Annotated in this window: 16 protein-coding genes; 5 read left to right on the top strand and 11 right to left on the bottom strand. The window is 59.6% G+C overall.

Going from position 1 to position 17,056, the window contains the following annotated elements:
* Position 1 precedes the first annotated feature (1 nt).
* The 6 genes from ACI2I1_RS14060 to ACI2I1_RS14035 all read right to left on the bottom strand — a co-directional run bounded on the left by ACI2I1_RS14060 (position 2) and on the right by ACI2I1_RS14035 (position 7,846).
* Positions 2-769 (bottom strand): class I mannose-6-phosphate isomerase, encoded by a 768-nt coding sequence (locus ACI2I1_RS14060; protein ID WP_404679603.1) that lies wholly within the window; start codon positions 767-769, stop codon positions 2-4.
* A gap of 23 nt (positions 770-792) precedes the next feature.
* Entirely contained in the window at positions 793-1,809 is a 1,017-nt protein-coding gene (locus ACI2I1_RS14055) for a mannose-1-phosphate guanylyltransferase (protein WP_404679602.1), read from the bottom strand.
* Between the two features lie 51 nt (positions 1,810-1,860).
* Positions 1,861-2,586, bottom strand: a complete 726-nt coding sequence (locus tag ACI2I1_RS14050; RefSeq protein WP_404679601.1) for a TonB family protein — start codon at positions 2,584-2,586, stop codon at positions 1,861-1,863.
* A gap of 132 nt (positions 2,587-2,718) precedes the next feature.
* On the bottom strand, positions 2,719-5,193 hold the full coding sequence (locus ACI2I1_RS14045; protein WP_404679600.1) for a TonB-dependent receptor: 2,475 nt from the start codon (positions 5,191-5,193) through the stop codon (positions 2,719-2,721).
* A 247-nt stretch (positions 5,194-5,440) separates the two neighbouring features.
* Positions 5,441-6,370, bottom strand: coding sequence for an isopenicillin N synthase family dioxygenase (locus tag ACI2I1_RS14040; protein WP_404679599.1), 930 nt, complete (start codon positions 6,368-6,370; stop codon positions 5,441-5,443).
* A 156-nt stretch (positions 6,371-6,526) separates the two neighbouring features.
* The gene (locus tag ACI2I1_RS14035) at positions 6,527-7,846 is read right to left on the bottom strand and encodes a NupC/NupG family nucleoside CNT transporter (protein WP_404679598.1); all 1,320 of its coding nucleotides are present in this window, start codon (positions 7,844-7,846) and stop codon (positions 6,527-6,529) included.
* Between the two features lie 146 nt (positions 7,847-7,992).
* Between ACI2I1_RS14035 and ACI2I1_RS14030 the strand changes: the two genes are divergently transcribed.
* Positions 7,993-8,682, top strand: coding sequence for a queuosine precursor transporter (locus ACI2I1_RS14030; protein WP_404679597.1), 690 nt, complete (start codon positions 7,993-7,995; stop codon positions 8,680-8,682).
* Positions 8,683-8,686: 4 nt separating this feature from the next.
* On the opposite strand, the gene ACI2I1_RS14025 is transcribed toward ACI2I1_RS14030, so the two are convergent.
* Genes ACI2I1_RS14025 through ACI2I1_RS14015 form a run of 3 tightly spaced genes read right to left on the bottom strand, consistent with a single transcriptional unit; the run spans position 8,687 to position 11,652 of the window.
* Complete coding sequence (locus ACI2I1_RS14025; protein ID WP_404679596.1) at positions 8,687-9,202, bottom strand: DUF421 domain-containing protein; 516 nt, start codon at positions 9,200-9,202, stop codon at positions 8,687-8,689.
* Between the two features lie 48 nt (positions 9,203-9,250).
* Complete coding sequence (locus ACI2I1_RS14020; RefSeq protein WP_404679595.1) at positions 9,251-10,240, bottom strand: radical SAM protein; 990 nt, start codon at positions 10,238-10,240, stop codon at positions 9,251-9,253.
* Positions 10,237-11,652: a dihydrolipoyl dehydrogenase family protein gene (locus ACI2I1_RS14015; RefSeq protein ID WP_404679594.1), complete on the bottom strand. Its 1,416-nt coding sequence runs from the start codon at positions 11,650-11,652 to the stop codon at positions 10,237-10,239. The genes ACI2I1_RS14020 and ACI2I1_RS14015 overlap by 4 nt, the downstream gene beginning before the upstream one ends.
* A 78-nt stretch (positions 11,653-11,730) precedes the next feature.
* Here ACI2I1_RS14015 and ACI2I1_RS14010 point away from each other — a divergent pair, with 78 nt between their 5' ends.
* Entirely contained in the window at positions 11,731-12,783 is a 1,053-nt protein-coding gene (locus ACI2I1_RS14010; protein WP_404679593.1) for a methyltransferase domain-containing protein, read from the top strand.
* The gene (locus ACI2I1_RS14005; protein ID WP_404679592.1) at positions 12,780-13,817 is read left to right on the top strand and encodes an SDR family oxidoreductase; all 1,038 of its coding nucleotides are present in this window, start codon (positions 12,780-12,782) and stop codon (positions 13,815-13,817) included. The genes ACI2I1_RS14010 and ACI2I1_RS14005 overlap by 4 nt, the downstream gene beginning before the upstream one ends.
* Here the strand turns inward: ACI2I1_RS14005 and ACI2I1_RS14000 are convergent.
* A complete protein-coding gene (locus tag ACI2I1_RS14000) occupies positions 13,814-14,536 on the bottom strand; it encodes a glycosyltransferase (protein WP_404679591.1) in 723 nt (240 codons plus the stop codon). The two genes, ACI2I1_RS14005 and ACI2I1_RS14000, sit on opposite strands and share 4 nt — an antisense overlap.
* Positions 14,533-15,108, bottom strand: a complete 576-nt coding sequence (locus ACI2I1_RS13995) for a TIGR04282 family arsenosugar biosynthesis glycosyltransferase (RefSeq protein WP_224813036.1) — start codon at positions 15,106-15,108, stop codon at positions 14,533-14,535. The genes ACI2I1_RS14000 and ACI2I1_RS13995 overlap by 4 nt, the downstream gene beginning before the upstream one ends.
* 279 nt (positions 15,109-15,387) lie before the next feature.
* Between ACI2I1_RS13995 and ACI2I1_RS13990 the strand changes: the two genes are divergently transcribed.
* The gene (locus ACI2I1_RS13990) at positions 15,388-16,539 is read left to right on the top strand and encodes a tyrosine-type recombinase/integrase (RefSeq protein WP_404679590.1); all 1,152 of its coding nucleotides are present in this window, start codon (positions 15,388-15,390) and stop codon (positions 16,537-16,539) included.
* A complete protein-coding gene (locus ACI2I1_RS13985) occupies positions 16,529-17,056 on the top strand; it encodes a hypothetical protein (protein WP_404679589.1) in 528 nt (175 codons plus the stop codon). Before ACI2I1_RS13990 ends, ACI2I1_RS13985 begins: the two co-directional genes overlap by 11 nt.

Genomic DNA, 17,056 nt, shown 5'->3' with positions numbered 1-17,056 from the left:
TTCAGGCGGCAGCGAATAAGAGTGCCCGCTCGCAGGCGGTAAAGTCTATTAAATGCAGCGCGTCAGCCCAACCGGCGCCGCCAGGTTGAATTTCGCAGTTCCCGATGCGGCAATGCCCGGATAATGGGAGAACTTGCACCGCACTGGGAAATTGTGCTGCGATAGTTCCGGTGGGGCGACCGACGCATTGTGCCACTTTGAAATGCCGAGAAGTTAGCAGCACCTTTTCTTCGGTGGGATCTACGCTGGCCCAGATGCCCTTCGCCGCCGAAGGTTCGGCAAGAGACTGAATTGCTTCCTCGATTTGAAGGGGGCGCCCTCGGCCGTAATCGTATAGTCGAAAAGTTGTATCGACGTTTGGCTGTAGCTCAACCAGCGTAACCCCCGCACCAATGGCGTGCACAGTCCCAGCGGGCAGGAAAAGAAGATCATCTTTCTTCACCGGCCGCCAGCTCAGCAAATCTGACAGCGTACCATCCAATGCAGCCGACCTGATTTGCAGCGCTGAGAGAGGCTCACGAAAACCTACTGCGATACGGGCGGTAGGCTCTGCGTCGGTGACGACCCAGCACTCGTCTTTACCTATTCTCGCTGGGCAGAACTTCTCCGTAGGATGGATTTGTATGGAGAGAATATCGTTCGTGAACAAATATTTGGAGAGGATGCGCTTGAGGGGAAGGGGCACCTCGAAACGGATTTCCCCGATTGCTTCATCTTGCTCGCCGTAAGGACACGGCAAATTCTTAGAGCCCCACGGCTTGCGAACCAAAGACGCACGAAGCCTCCCTCCGCTCAAGGAAGATCGCTTTCAAGATATTCGTTCAACTTTTGGGCGTGATCCCGGGCCATGATCAAAATTTCGTCTCCATCCACCACGATGACTACGTTCTCTAGCCCAATCGCGGAAACTCGTGGACCGTCGGAGTGTATCAGTACGTTTTTGCAATCCGCCATTCGCGCAGATGCGTCGGCAACATTGCCTTGTCGATCTGAAGGCCGAGCATCCATGAGTGCGCGCCAATTACCGACATCCGACCACTCCATCTCAGTGGTCACGACAGCAGCATTTGCGGTGTTCTCGAAAACGGCAAAATCGACACTTTCCCCGACGATGTCATCGTAGAGTTCTGCGGAAGGATAAAACCCGCCCTCAAGTTCTTTCCCGCACTCTACCGATCGGCTAACCAATTCAGCAGAGACCGGACGCAACTGTGCGAACTCACGCAGGAAATCCCCGGCGCGGAATACGAAAATACCTGCATTCCACACCACATCGGACTGCGCGATTAGCGTCGCAGCCTGTCCAGCATCAGGCTTCTCCCAAAAACGCGAAATGCTGTAACCAGGGTCGAGAGCATCGCCCAAGGTAATATAACCAAAGCCGGGTTCCGCGCGTCTCGGTGTGATACCAAGACACGCTAGCAACCCCCTTTTCGCAAGCTGCGCAGCTTCGGACACGGCCTTAACGAAAAGCTCGCCGTCACCTATGAGATGATCGGCAGGGCACACTAGGAGGATGTCATCGGCTTTTGCTAGCGTCGCAGCCAAAGCTATCGCAGTTGCCGTGTTGCGAGGCACCGGCTCAACCGCGAGCAGGCAAGAACCAGCCTGTTCGCGCGCAATATCCTCGTGGTTTTTCCCGCAAACTACCAAGGGCTTGAGAAACTTGGGGTGGGCCACCCGATCGATGGCTTGCTGAAAGAGCGTGCGCTCTCCAAACAGCTTTAGAAAGGGCTTTGGCATGTGAGGTCGGCTTACGGGCCACAGGCGCTTTCCAGACCCACCGCACAAGATGACAGGCTGGATCATGTGACATGCACCTTCAACATAGAATGTGCTTAGCTTCCCGAGCCAAGATTGTCAGTTAAAGAACCGTTGCTGGTAGAGGAATGTGGATGCGACTGGATTGCCTTGGGCATCCCGCGCAGGCTCGAACCTGATCTGCTGGTAGGACAACTCGCACACCCGAGCGTCCGTTTCAGGAAAAGGGCTAGCCCGATAAATAGAACACGACGTCACCCGTCCTGCGGCGGACACCGACAAGCGTACGATCACCGATTTGCCGATCCGCGCATCGCGTCCACCAGGCGGGATAGGAAATGCACTCGAATCGGAGATGCTTTGAACCAGTTCTGGTTTGGTTGCCGCGATACCGCCCTGTCCACCGCCGCCCCTACCAGCGCCTGTCCCTGAACCTGAGCCTGCGGCTCCCGTGCCATCACCAGCCTCAGTTGCACCCGAACTTTGGGCTGTCCCGGTGGAAGACGCACGTGGAACCGGCTTGTTCTCCCTTACCCTGACCGTTGGTTTGGGGGCAGTCACCGGCTCCGGAACCGCTTCTTCCCCTGGGTCGCCTTGAGCCCCCTCATCAGGTTCCGGCTCCACCACCGGCGGCTCTTCCTCCGGGGCAGTGACAGTGACGGTAAATGCAGCGACCACGGACCTCTCCACCTGTGCCGTCGCATTAGGGGCAAAGCTGCGAACCAGGAAATAGAAGACGGCGATATGCAGGATGATGATAAGTGCGATGACCCATGGATTGGGTCTCGACCTCTTACTGCTAAACCGGGAGGCTTGGTCGCTCATAGGCGCAGTAACGGGCCAACAGTGCTGAGCGTTCCGCCCGTGAGAGAGCAAACTACGGGTCACAGATCGCTCAACAAAAAAGGGCGGCCCAGAGACCGCCCTTTTTCGATTCTGAAGGGTGTAGAAGCCTTATCAGAAGCCCCACACCAGCGACGCGGTGAATGCCCGCGGCGCACCGATATTCACGAATTCTCCCGAAGTCGTAAGTCCGGTTGGTGCCGAACCGATATAAACTTCGTCGAACAGGTTCATCACGTTGAGCTGGAAGTATGCCTCGTCGAGATCTTCATCGAAGTAGCCGAGCGATAGACGAGCATCGATGTCAGCTACGGTGTAGCCGGGCAATTCGATGGTGTTGATATCGTTCAGGTAACGAGATCCCGTCCGCTTCACCTGAGCACCGAACTCGACAGGACCGAGATCGAACTGAGTGCGGGCGCCTACGGTAAACTTCGGCGCACCGGCTTCGCGCTTGCCTCCGGTGGCGGCAAAGCTGTTAGCTCCAATCTGTACGTCCTCTTCGATATCGGATTTCAAATAAGAGCCGAAGACATAGAAGAGAACAGGTTCACTTGGCTTCCAAGCGATGCTGCCATCCACACCGTATTTATCGACCTTACCGAGGTTACGGGTGATGGTACGGTCGGCCACCGGATCATAAGCGGAAGCTAGTCGGTTATTGTACCGGTTGAACCAACCGGTCAACTGGGCCTGAACCGTTTGGGTTTGATAGCGCACGCCTACGTCGACAGAGTGAGAAGTTTCGGGCTCCGGAGCAATTCCGGTATAGAGCGAGCCGTACAAAGCGTCAGTGCCTGGAACAGAAAGGTTCTTCGCATAGCTCGCAAAGACGCTAGCGCCGGAAGCTACCTCGTAAGTAAGACCCACGTTGGGCAATACGGCATCATAATTGTAATTCGCGGAAACCGGTGCAACAGCACCCCCATTCGCAGCTACATACTCTGCAATGTCTTCCGAACCGTTGATACAGTTGACATTTCCAGAAGGATCAGTGGTCACACAATATTGGTTAAGTTCACGTTCGAAGAAGGGAACACGAAGGCCCAGTTCTGCGGTAAGACCACCGAATTCACCACGGTACTGCGCAGCAGCCTGATGCAGAATTGCGAAAGACTTTCGGTTGCGCTTCTGAGGAGCTACTCCATTCGCATCAAGCAGCGGATCGTTAACAGGATAGATATCGACCGGTTCACCATTGCCTAAGAGCGAGCCTGCGGTGCCCGTCTGACGATGACGAGCGTGATCAAGCGTGTACGCCAAACGCACTCGATGATCGGGATTGATCTCATAAATAAGGTTTGCAATCACGCCATACCGATTTGTCCGAGTATGGCTGGGGGAAAGCACGTTCACGTAATCGAGTGTGTCCCCGTCGCCGTTGAGATCGACACCGCCGAAGTAATAATATGTGGTTCCACGGTCCGGACGGTTCGGGTTACGCGGGTCAGTGGTAAAGATGCCTCCAGTGTAACCATCTGGCGAGGCTCCTTCGAAACCAACCGATGTGCCTCCACCATTAGCTTTCACGTACTGGAAGCTAGGATCTACAGTCAGCGTCAGAGCATCAGTCAAAGTGAAGCGAGACGCACCACGAATGTTCCCAGTGTTAGAGGGATTATAACGACGCTCGAATGGCGTGCCACACGAGTTGTAACCATCTTGGACACCGGGAGTACCAGTGACGGTCGCGCATGGGGTACCGTCCGAAACTTCGTAGAACCGATCTTCAGGATCCTGCAGAGGGCTCGGTTCGCCTGTGTATCGATACGTCGAACCGTTAAAATTGTTGCGGTTTTCGTTGTAGTGACCGGCGAGCGAGATGAAATCGTCCGCATTGCCAAGCGGCTGGAAAATTTTCGCGTTGTACTGCTGCTTGTCTACGCCACCGTAGTTCGAGAAAACCGAGTCGTTCTCAGTGCGCGAAGCGCTGACATATGCTTTCAGTCCGCCAGGCGTCAGTTCACCAGTCTCGACCTTACCGAAAAAGCGATACATCATCCGATCGCCTGGATCGCCACGCGCGATAACGTTTCCGTAAGTGAGAGTGGTCGACACACCAAATTCATCATCCGGCGTCTTCGAAAGAATATTGATCGTGCCACCGGCGGCTGCTGCGGTCGGGCTGTCGACGTCTGTCGAGCCGAGGGTCACCGTTGCCGACCCGATGATTTCGGGATCGATCATCTGGTTGGTGTAAAGCGCGTAGTTCCCAGAATCGTTCAGTGGCAGACCGTCGAAGGTCTGCGAAATGCGATCGGATCCGAAACCGCGGATGGTGAAGCTGCCACCCAACGAACCAAACGGATCATTGTTGGTGAAGCTAACGCCCGGAACAAGGTTCAAGGTGTCGTTGATGGTCTGACCGGGTGCCTGACGCATGATAAGCTCGGAGTCGAGCGTCACCTTAGCCTTGGGCGAGTCGGGAATTTCCACGCCGCCTACGTCTTTCGAGCGCGTACCCGAGACAACGATAACGCTGCTGTCATCAAAATCGACCGATCCGGTCGACTGCGCTGCTGCCGGCACGGCGAGCATGGCGGTGGCTGTGCTGACCGCGCTCGCGGCCAGGAGATACTTGAACTTCATCGGAGAAGACCCCTTCGTCTCTTCAGATTGGAATATTTCGGTTAGCACTGGAGATGCGCCGCCCCGCTAGGCTGACGATGTTTCGCCAAAGCTATCCTTTTATGACAGAGTCAAGACAACCACAGGGAGGACGGGAGCGCCGTCACCGGCCCACCAAAAAATACGTGTGTTTTCCAAGCATTACTCCTGTTGCAAAAAGCACACAGGCGCTAAAAACTTTCCCGAGACAGTCGATTCCCCATGAGCCTCAGGCGAGATTGATCTCGCGCAGGCGCTCCATCAGGTAGTCATGGCTCGATATCGGTTCGGGATGGCCGGACGGATCCTCCGAGTCGATGCAGGACGGCAAAGTTTCAATGATGTAGTCGGGCCGGAAATGAAGGAAGAACGGCATTGAATAGCGCGCCCGATACGCAGCTTCCCCGCGCGGGTTGACGACACGATGGGTCGTCGAACGCAACTTGTGATTGGTCAGCCGGTCCAGCATGTCTCCGATGTTCACCACCAGCGCGCCGGGAGGCGGGGCGATGGCCAACCATTCGTCATCGGCGGTCAGCAATTCGAGACCCGCTTCTTCTGCACCGAGCAGCAGGGTGATAGTATTGATATCGCCATGTGCAGCGGCACGGATGGCGCCTTCAGCCTCGGCGCCTTCCAGTGGCGGATAGCGTAAAAGGCGCATAACCGAGTTTCCATCTTCGACCGTTGGGGCGAAAAAGTCGCGCCGCAAACCAAGGTGGATTGCGATCGCTTCAAGCACGCGCCCGCCGGCTACCTCAAAAGCGTTGTAAAGCTCGTTAAACGTCTCGCGAAAGCCCGATACCTCTTCGGGCCAGACGTTGTCGGCCATGTATTTCGAGAGCGGATGCCCTTCCGGCAGTTCGCGACCAACATGCCAGAACTCTTTGAGGTCATGGACTTGGGCGTCCTTCGCCTTCTCGGTACCGAAGGGCGTATAGCCACGCGCGCCCCCGCCTCCCGGGATCTGATAGGCTTTCTTCACATCGTCCGGCAGCGCGAAAAAGGCCTTGGACAGTTCTTCTGCGCGATCGATAAGATCTTGCGGAATGCCGTGGTCACGAATGACCGCGAAGCCATATTCCTCGAAGCTGCGGCCGATTTCCTTGGCGACTTCTTCGAGCGGGCGAGCAATGGATACACTGGCGATATCGGACATGGCGCCGCGATAGTCCCACCCGCGAATAGGCGCAATAGTGGCTCGCCGGCTAGGCGAGCGCTAACGAGATAAATCCAAAGGCGCGACTATGCACGCCTAGCACCACCACCGGCGACACCTGCAGAAAGGATACCGGCGCTGTCAGGCAACGAGCTGCTAATAAGGTAAGAACAACCCGGCAAGCGCAGCGCTCATCAAATTGGCAAGAGAGCCTGCCGCGAGTGCACGCAGGCCGAGCCTCGCGATGACGGGCCTCTGATTGGGCGCAAGACCTCCGGTGACGGCCATCTGAATTGCGATAGAACTGAAGTTCGCAAAGCCGCACAAAGCGAAAGTTATGATCGCACGACTGCGGTCATTCAGCGCGGCACCGTCAAGAGCGCCAAGATCAATGAACGCAACGAATTCGTTCAGAACGATCTTGGTACCGAACAAGCCGCCCGCGACACCTGCCTGATCCCATGGAATGCCAAGAAGGTACATTACCGGAGCAAAAACCCAGCCGAGCACCATCTGGAAGCTTAGAGCATCGTAGCCGAAGAGGCTGCCAACCCATCCGAGCAGGCCATTGGCCAATGCGACCAGCGCCACGAAAGCAAGAACCATTGCGCCTACCGCGACAGCGAGCTTCACGCCTGTCTGCGCCCCTTGCGCCGCAGCCTCGATCACGTTGGCAGGCTTTTCCCCGTCCTCGAAAGTCTCGGCGACCATCACTTCATGGGCCTTTTCGCTTTCGGTGATGGCAGCCGGGCCTTCGCCACTGATGCGGCCGCGCGGCAGAGAGAGCTCCCCTTCCGCTTCGGGCGAGGGTTCGCCATCGTCGGGCATGATGATCTTGGCCATGAGAATTCCGCCGGGCGCAGACATGAACGCCGCCGCAAGCAGGAACGGCAGATAATCGTTACCCAACAGGCCCGCGTATGCCGCCAGAATGGTGCCAGCGACACCGGCCATGCCCACGCTCATCAAAGTGAACAGGCGTGACGGGGCCAGTGCGGCGAGATAGGGCCTCACAACCAGCGGACTCTCGGACTGCCCGACGAAAATGTTTGCGGCCGCGCCCAAGGACTCGACCTTGGATATCCCAGTCACCCAACCGATCGCGCCGCCGACCCAGCGCACGATGCGCTGCATGACCCCGAGGTAGTAGAGGATCGAAACCAGCGCAGCGAAGAAAATGATTACCGGCAAGGCGCCGAGGGCGAAGGTGTTCGACAAGGGATTGTTTTCCGGTGCGCCAAAGAGGAACTGGGTTCCCTGATCTGCATAAGAAAGCAGCGCCGCCACGCCGTTGGACATCGCATGTATGACGGCCCTTCCGCCACTCGTGCCGAGCACCAGGAACGCCATCAGCGCCTGTAACGCAAATGCAGCGCCAACGATGCGTAACTTGATCCGCTTTTTGCCAGTGGAGAGGAGAAAAGCGATAGCGAGGATCACCACGATCCCGAAAATATTGATCAGTACTGGCGGCACGCGGACCCCTTCGCATTGCACTAGGTACAACTTGGACTAGTTGCGGATGAAATCGGCCGCTACCTTGCACGGCACTGCCTAGTCAATTTACGGGCGCAATTCCAGCTTCGGCTGTCACCAGACATGAAAGTACACCGTCTCTCATCATGACAGAACAGCATGGCGAAATTCGCATCAACGCCGCAGCGACACCGCTGGGGCTCTTCGTCTACACTCTGATCTATGGAGGCATGACGGTGCTTGCTGGGGTGCTGGCATTCAAGCAGGTCCAGCTTTACCCCACCAATCTTGCTGTCGAATCGGGCATCTTCGCCTTCCTGCTTCTCGTGGTGATTTCCAGCACGATTGCACAGCTGTACGGTGAGAAACTGGCAAATCGTATCGTGTGGTGGGGCTTCCTGCCGCTCCTGATCGCAGCACTTTTGATGCAATTAGTGCTGCATCTGCCCGCTTCCCCCGAAATGGCCGGGGGTCGTGGCGACGATCTGGCGGCCTTCGAGCGGGTTCATGCAACAATCTGGCGGGTCTGGGCAGCTGGCCCAGCTGCGTATCTGGTTTCCCTGCTGCTCAATGTATGGATCTTCGCCCGCCTGCGCGGGAGCGACGAGAACACGGGCACAGTATCTTTGATGCTGCGAGGCGCGATCGCATCGGCGCTCAGTCAGGCGATCGATTCGGTCATCTTCATCACGCTGGCCTTCTACGGACAATTCCCCATCGGCAACCTGCTGATCGGACAGATCATCGCAAAGGTTCTGCTGAGCTTTATCCTCGTACCGTTCCTAATCACCGGCGGTGTTGCCTTCGCAAGGCGGCTGGACAGACGCAGAAGCTGACGCCTCAAGGTCTGTCGATCCCCTCGATAATCCGGTCCTCCAGAGTATCTCCGTGGAGGACGCTGATATCGCCGGTTGTTTCGAGCACCACTGCTCTCACCTGGCTCAATTGCAGCACGTTCGCCTCGCGTAGCTTGGCGAAAAGGTCGCTCTCGGCGACACGGGAAATATCCAGCGCTCCCTCAACGATCTGACCGTTATACATAAGCATGATCGGGCCATTCTGAATTGCTTCCTCAAACGCTTCCGAATTGCGTCTGATTCGCGCGATCAGGTACTGAACGCCAAACAGACCACCCGTCGCCAGCAAAGCCTGCGTAAACGCAGTCCACTCGCTCGCCTGAACTGCCCCTGCGAGAAGCGAGCCTGACGCGATCGTCACGACGAAATCGAAATTGGTCATCTTGGATAACGTGCGCAGGCCGATCAGGCGGATCAGTGCGGTCACCCAGGCGACGCCGATTAGTGAGAGGATTGCCGCGCGGGCGACGATGTCGAGCCAGGTTTCTTCGAAGAACATGCCCCGCCAACGCGCGGACGCGGAAAGCCTTCCCGCACATGATAATAATCAGGCGGAGCAGCTCGCTCCGCCGAGCACGCAGAAACGGGCGCAGTGGGGATGGTTCAGGGGAACGTCGCAATCCGCCTCGGCCAACGTCCCGCCGAGGTCGAACCCGTCGTCATGCGGGATGAGCGTGCAGGCGACCACACGCGGTGCGGGTACACCCTTGCGGTGCACGACCATCCGGCTGGTGTTGCACATGATGTCGCTCGGCGACTTACCGAGAATGTCCCAGCAGGCGGTCGTGATCTCGGCGATATCCTTGTCGGCATCCATCTCGGGGAAGAGCACAAGTTTACCAAGGTCATCCATATCGAGGGCGATGCCTTGCTGGGCGAAGAGGGCGGCGTAGTGGTGGCGGGCGGGGTGTTCGCCTTCGCCGGGGAGGAGGCGGCCGGCGACCGCGATGGAGAAGCCGCCCTGCGACAGCCAGCGCAGCCCGTCCATCGCCGCGTCCCAGCTGCGCGGCCCGCGTTCGGCCTCGTGCACCGCCTTGCTGTAGTGATCGAGGCTGACGCGCAATGTCAGCCGGTCGCCATGCTGCGCGCGCAGGGAGAGCAGTTCGTCTTCGTGCCGCCGCATCGGCTTCATCGCATTGGTCAGCACCAGCACCGCGAAGCCGCGGTCGAGCGCGGCCTCCAGCATCTCGATGATGCCGGGGTTCATGAAGGGCTCCCCGCCGGTGAAGCCGATCTCGCGCGTACCCATGCCCTGCGCCTCGTCGAGGAAGCGCACCGCATCGGCGACCGAGAGATAGACCAGCGCATCATTGGTCGGGCTGCTTTCGATATAGCAGCTGGCGCAGGCCAGATTGCACAAGGTGCCCGTGTTCAGCCACAGCGTATCGAGGCGCGCGAGCGGGACGCTGGCGCGCGGATCGCCTTTGGCGGTGACCTTGGGATCGCTGAACTTTTCGCGCGGCAGGCTGGCCGCATCCACGGCGAAGGGCGAGGGTCCGGCCGGCGCATTGCGCGATTTGCTGCGGGTATCGTTCATGCCAGACGCCTCCGAATCCGCGCGACGAGCCCGGCCCATTTCTTCGGAACCGTGCCGAACACCGTCGGCTCCCAGGCGCTGAAGGCCCCGGCTTTCGAGATCTCGCTCCGGGTCGGATACGGAACGATGGCCGAACCGAGCGCGAAACTGCTGCTTTTGCCCGTAATCGTCTGGGCAAGCGGCAGGACCATTTCGCCGGCGTGCTTGCCGACCAAGCTGGCGCCGAGCACTTTCCGGCCTTTCAGCACGAGCTTGAGATGGCCCGCATCGTCGCCATCGGTCAGCGCGCGTTCGTTGTCGTGGAAGCTTTCGGTCACCACCCTGACCCTGTCCCCGTACCGGCTGCGCGCGTCCTTTTCGGTAAGGCCGACCTGCGCCACTTCGGGAGCGGTATAGGTACACCAGGGCAGCGCCGACCAGTCGACCTTGGCAGGGATGCCCAGCGTGATCTCGAGCGCCACGTTAGAGCCTTCATAGCCCGACACATGCGTCAGCCGCGGCCCGTCGCGGCAATCGCCAATCGCATAGATGCCCTTCACCGAAGTGCGGCGGCGATCGTCCACCACGATGCCATTGTCGTTCATCGCGACGCCCACTTCCTCCAGCCCGAAGCCGGTGCAATTCGCGCGCCGCCCGGTGGCGATCAGCAGATGTGTGCCGTCGATCGTCTCGCCCCCCGCCGTCAGCCGGAAGCCCGCGCCCTGCGGCTCGACCCGGTCGGCAGTCGCGTGGACGAAGCGTACCCCTTCGCGTTCCAGCGCGGCGCGGACGACCGCCACGCTGTCGGGATCGTCACGCCCCATCAACTGCCCCGGTTCGACCACCGTGACCGCGCTGCCCAGCCGCCGGAAGGCCTGCGCCATTTCCATGCCGATCGCGCCGCCGCCCGCGATCACCAGATGATCGGGCAATTCCTCCAGCGCGAACAGCGTCTCGTTGGTGAGGTAAGGAACCTCGTCCAGTCCGGCGATCGGCGGGATGGCGGGTTTCGATCCAGTGGCGATCACGATGCGCGGCGCGGTGAGCGTACGCCAGGCCACTTCCACCGATTGCGGGCCGGTGACCTGCGCCCAGTCGCGAAATACCTCGCAGCCCATCTCTTCGAACCGCTCTTCGCTGTCGTGCGGAGCGATGGCGGCGATGGCATCGTGGATGTGCCGGTGCACCCCGCGCCATTCCACCTGCGGCGGGGCCAGCGTGACGCCGTGGCGCGTGGATATCCGCGCCTCTGCCGCGCGCGCGGCGGCTGCGATCAGCGCCTTGGACGGCACGCAGCCATCGTTGAGGCACTCCCCGCCCATCTTGCGCGCTTCGATCAGCGCGACATCGAGCCCGAACAGCGCGCAGCCGCCCGCAGCAGTCAGACCGGCAGCACCGCCGCCGATCACGATCACGTCATGAGTGAATTTCATCACTTGCTCCCTAGGCCATTATGCTGGACAGGCGAAGGGCGTTTCCCGCATGCAGCATTTCGAAAGGCTTCAAGCCCCATGAATTTGGCCAATTCGCAGGATTATTACGGCAAGGTGCTTGCCTCTTCCGCCGATCTCAAAACCGATGCCTGCTGCACTGCAGAGGCCCCGCCTCCCGCCGTGCTCGCCGCCATGCGCAATGTGCATGAGGATGTGCGCAGCCGCTATTACGGCTGCGGCCTGGTCACCCCGCAGGCGATCGAAGGGTGCCATATCCTCGATCTTGGGTCGGGCAGCGGGCAGGATGCCTATATCCTTGCCCAGATGGTTGGCGAGACAGGGTCGGTCACCGGTGTCGACGCCACGCCCGAGCAACTGGCCGTCGCGCGCGAACACGAGGACTGGCACCGCGACCGCTTCGGCTATGCGCAATCGAACGTGCGGTTCATCGAAGGCGATATCGAAAAGCTGCTGGCGCTCGATCTGCCGGAAAACCATTTCGACGTGATCGTATCCAATTGCGTCATCAATCTGGTGGCGGACAAGGGCGCGGTCTTCGAAGCCGCGCACCGACTGCTGAAGGATGGCGGCGAACTCTATTTCTCCGACGTCTATTCGGACCGCCGCGTCCCCCTTGCCCTGCAAAGCGATCCGGTGCTGCATGGCGAATGCCTGTCCGGCGCGCTGTACTGGGGCGATTTTATCGCGCTGGCCAAGGCCGCCGGTTTTGCCGATCCGCGGCTGGTAACCAGCCGCCCGCTCGGCATCGACGATCCCGCCATCGCCGCCAAGCTTGACGGTATCGGCTTCCATTCGGCCACCTATCGCCTGTTCAAGCTGCCCGGCCTCGAATCCCAATGCGAAGATTACGGCCAGGCCGTGCGCTACAAGGGCACGCCGGCGGGGAGCGAGAGGGTCTTCGAACTCGACGGCCACCATCTGATCGAGGCCGGGCGGATGTTCCCGATCTGCGGCAACAGCTGGAAAATGCTGGCCGACACGCGCTTTGCCCAGCATTTCGATTTCTTCGGCGATTTCTCGACCCATTACGGCGTCTTCCCCGACTGCGGAATTGCCATGCCGTTTACCGGCGGCAGCGATAACGCGCCCCAGCCCGCCGCCTGCTGTTGAGGATCCTCGTCACCGGTGCCGCCGGCCTGCTGGGCGGCGAGCTGTGCAAGCGCCTGCTCGAAGCCGGTCACGCGGTGACCGGGCTCGTGCACCGCAATCCCACGATCTGCGGGAATGATGGACAGGCCCTCGCCATCGACACGCTCACGGGCGACATTTCCCAGCCCCGTTTCGGCTGGGAGGCAGAGCGGTTTGCCGAAGTCGCGCAGGCGCACGATTTGCTGATCCATTGCGCCGCGACCGTGCGCTTCGATCTGGCGGAGGACGATTACCGCGCTGTCAATGTGGACGGCGTGGCGCATGCACTGGCGCTGGCCGAAGCGGGCGAGATGGATTTTCTCCATATCTCGACCGCCTATGTCTGCGGCATCCGCAATGGCACGATCAGCGTGAACGATGCGCTGCCGGGTAATGGGCCGGAAAACGCGCCCGAAATCGGTTTCGCCAATGGCTATGAAGCCAGCAAGGCGGCGGGTGAGCGGCTGGTGCGCGCTAGCAGCGTGCGCTGGGCCATCGCGCGCCCTTCGATCGTGGTGGGCGATTACGAAACCGGCGCGATCCGGCAGTTCGACACCACCTATGCCGCGTTCAAGCTGATCGCCGAGGGCCGCGTCCGGCAGATGCCCGCACGGGCGGACGGTACGCTGGATTTCGTGCCGCTCGATCACGTGGCGCAAGGGATCGTTCTGATCGCCGAGCGGATGGAGGATGCGGCGGGCGGCACCTATCACCTCGTCTCGGGCCAGCCGCTTCCGGTGACTGCCTTTGCCGGCGCGATCGGGTCCTATCCCCAGTTCCACGAACCCCGGCTGGTGACGCCTGAGGAGTTCGATCCGGCCTCGCTACAGGCGCTGGAGCGGCGGCTCTACAAGCGCGTGGCTGGCCTTTACGCGAGCTATTTCCAGCGCGATCCGCATTTTTCGGATACCGAATTCCGCAATCTGTCGGGCCGGGGCTGCCCGCCTACGGGCCCCGCCTATATCCACCGGCTCATCGATCACTGTATTGCGGTGGGCTTCCTGCCCGCCGCCTAGCGCACGTCGGGATAGTGGCGCGCCATCCGCCCGCGCAGCCCGAAGGCCCAGAGCATACCGACCTTGAAATAGATCCAGTTCGCTTTCAGCGGCCCCCAGGCCGCGATCCGGCGGTCCGATGTTCGGACGCGGCGGCGGACCATCTTCACGCGGCCCAGCGCGGCAAGCTTAACGCACAGATCGGCCTCTTCCATAACCGCATCGCCCGGCGTGCAGCCGCCCACGGCAAGGAATTGCTGGCGGCGGAAGAACATGGCGTGATCGCCGAACAGCAGCCGCACCCCGCGCAGGAACAGATGCGGCCGGGTGATGAGCGGGGCGTACCAGGTCTTGGTCCAATTATGGATCGTGGTGCCCCAGCGCACACCTTGCGGCCCCGCGATCACCGGCGTGAAACTGGCGAGCGCGATGGCGGGATCGGAGAGAGTGTTCTCGATCACCGCAACCATGTCGGCGGGCGGGATAGTGTCGGCATGGAGGATGCAGACAAGCTCGCCCTGCGCCTGCTCCACCCCGTGATTGATCTGCTTCGCCCGGCCTCTTGGCGCGCTCAGCACGCGCCATCCGGCGGCCTCGGCGATGGCTATTGTGGCATCGCTGCTGCCGCCATCGACCAGCATGATTTCCAGCGGTGCGGGACCCAGCGCGCCGAGGCTGGCGATCAGCGCGGGCAGCGCCTTTTCCTCGTCCAGCGTAGGGACCAGCAGCGTGACGCTCATTCAAATTCGGGCCACTGGGCCAAGTCTTCGGCGGTATCGATATCGGCCAGTTCTGGCAGGATCGCCGGGCCATGGCCGCGCACCGCCAGCCGGGCGAGCGTTTCGGGCAGCACCTTGGGCGTGCTCCATTCCATATCCTCGAACAGGAACGCCACGGGCTCGCGAAAGCCGATCAGATAATAGCCGCCGTCATTGGCCGGGCCGAGCACGACGCGCCGATCCTCCAGCGCACCGGCGGCAGCGCGCAGCAGCGGCGCGGTGATGCCGGGGCAATCGCTGCCGATGATGAGGGCAGGCGCCTCTACCCGCGCCATCCGCGTGCCGAGATCGCCATCGCCCTGCTCCACCACCGCTACATCATCACCGAACAGGCCGCGAAATGCGCCGACTTCCCCGCCGGTCACGCGCAGTTCGAAAGCGAGCCCGCTTTCGCGCGCTACGTCCACGGTGAGTGCAAGCAGCCGCGCATAGAGCCGCGCGGCGCCTTCCTCGCCCAGCGCGGGAATGAGGCGCGTCTTCACCTTGCCGGGGACCGGCAGGCGGGCGAATATCGAAAGACGGGGACCGGTCATCGCCGTCACCTTAGCGCCTGTGCGCCGCGGGTGAAGGGGATGACGGAAGAAACGTGGTGAGCCGTGCTGGGTTCGAACCAGCGACCTACTGATTAAAAGTAAGCCGCCCAACATGAAACTTGGCGTGCACATGCTCGAAATAAATCGCTGCATCCACTGCTTCTAACGGGAATGTGCCGATAATGGCTCGTTTCTCGTCATACCGCTCAACGACTCTCCGAGACATTCAGGGGCACCCAAAGTCACCCACGGCGCGAATGAGACGGACACGAGACGGACATGGCAAGAACAAAAATCACAGACAAGGTAGTGCGCGAACTCACTCCGTCCCCTGACGGCAAGCAAAAGATTGTTAGGGACGAGGTCATCGTGGGTTTCGCCGTTCGCATCACCGGCAGCGGGTTCATCTCGTTTGTCTTTAACTATGTATGCAACGGGGTGCAGCGGAGGCTGACCATCGGATCGCCGCCCGCTTGGTCAGTAGCTGCGGCTCGAGAGAAGGCGAAACAACTACGACGGCAGGTCGATGTCGGAATTGATCCACTTGAGGACAAACGCGCAGCACGAAACGAGAAAACTGTCGATGAAGTATGGCAGCGCTATCAACGTGAGGTGCTATCCAAGCGTGCTCCAAAGACGGTGAAAGACGTGACCTCTATCTGGGATCGTTTGGTTACCCCCACACTAGGCAAGATGCAGATCACGAGAGTTCTGGCGCAAGACATTGAGAGCCTTCATGCGACGGTGAGCGAAGCCACACCCACCCAATCGAACCGGATGCTCGCGAGCATCCAGCACATGTTCACCAAATCCATCCATTGGGGACTAGTATCGCATAACCCAGTCAAAGGGATTGATCGAAACCCCGAAGAGAGACGCGTCCGGTTTTTGTCGGAATGCGAACTGCGCCGTTTTCTCCGCGCTCTTCGCAAACGACCGCAGACCAGTTCCACCTTAGCAATAGAGTTCCTGATGTTGACTGGTGCCCGAAGCGGCGAGACTTTCCGCGCGAAATGGGTCGAGGTTGATTTAAGAAAAGCGGTCTGGACGAAACCTAGCGCCCACACAAAAACCAAAAAAATTCATAGCGTCCCGCTGGCATTGGAGGCTGTTGAAGTATTGAAGCGTGCACAAGAAAACCGCCGAAGTGAGTTCATATTTCCGGGCATCAATGCTTCACACATCAAGTCAGTGAAAAAGGCCTTTGCAGCCATTCTGCGTGATGCCGACATAACAGATTTCCGAATTCACGACCTGCGGCATTCCTATGCTTCTTGGCTCGCGTCCGAGAATGTGCCTCTGACAACGATTGGTCGTCTTTTGGGGCACACACAGGTATCAACCACGTTGCGCTATTCACATCTGAACGACGAAGTGCTTCGGAATGCGACCAGTATAGCAGGGAGACGGATGCGACAGGATGAGCAATAAGACACGCAGATCAGGTCATTCGCATATTGAGAATGCTCAGCAGCTTTTCGAGCGCACAGGTGATTATCGGTATGTTGCGCTTGCCATTGGTTCCTCCCCAACGAAGCCGCCGAAATGGGCTATGCAAGCCTGTCTAGCTGAATGCGAACGAACTGAAAGTAAGGCATATTCTGTCGACGAAGACAGGATAGGACAGGTTCTTGATGATACGATACGCGCTCTAGCCAATCATGAACGAGATACGCGCAAAAACTGTCGCATGTCGCTCCGTGCGGCCATTCTTAAAGCCACAGGAAGAGTAAGCGGTCCACTAGACGAAGATAGCGAGGTCAGGCCTTACCGCAGGGCATGGGACAGGGAACAGAAAGAAGATCGTCGTCACAGCTATTTGGGATTGGAAGGCTATGAGACGACGCACCGCATCCATCGCGTTCTCATGGAAGAGTATGGGCGTGAGTTCGGTATGCCGACCGACCCTCTCAAAGATTTCTGGCGAGCCGAGAATGGCGACGAATAG

It is taken from the genome of Qipengyuania sp. NPDC077563 (genome assembly GCF_044901345.1).
Classification (GTDB): Bacteria; Pseudomonadota; Alphaproteobacteria; order Sphingomonadales; family Sphingomonadaceae; genus Qipengyuania; species Qipengyuania aestuarii.
This window is presented reverse-complemented; position numbering and strand designations above follow the sequence as displayed.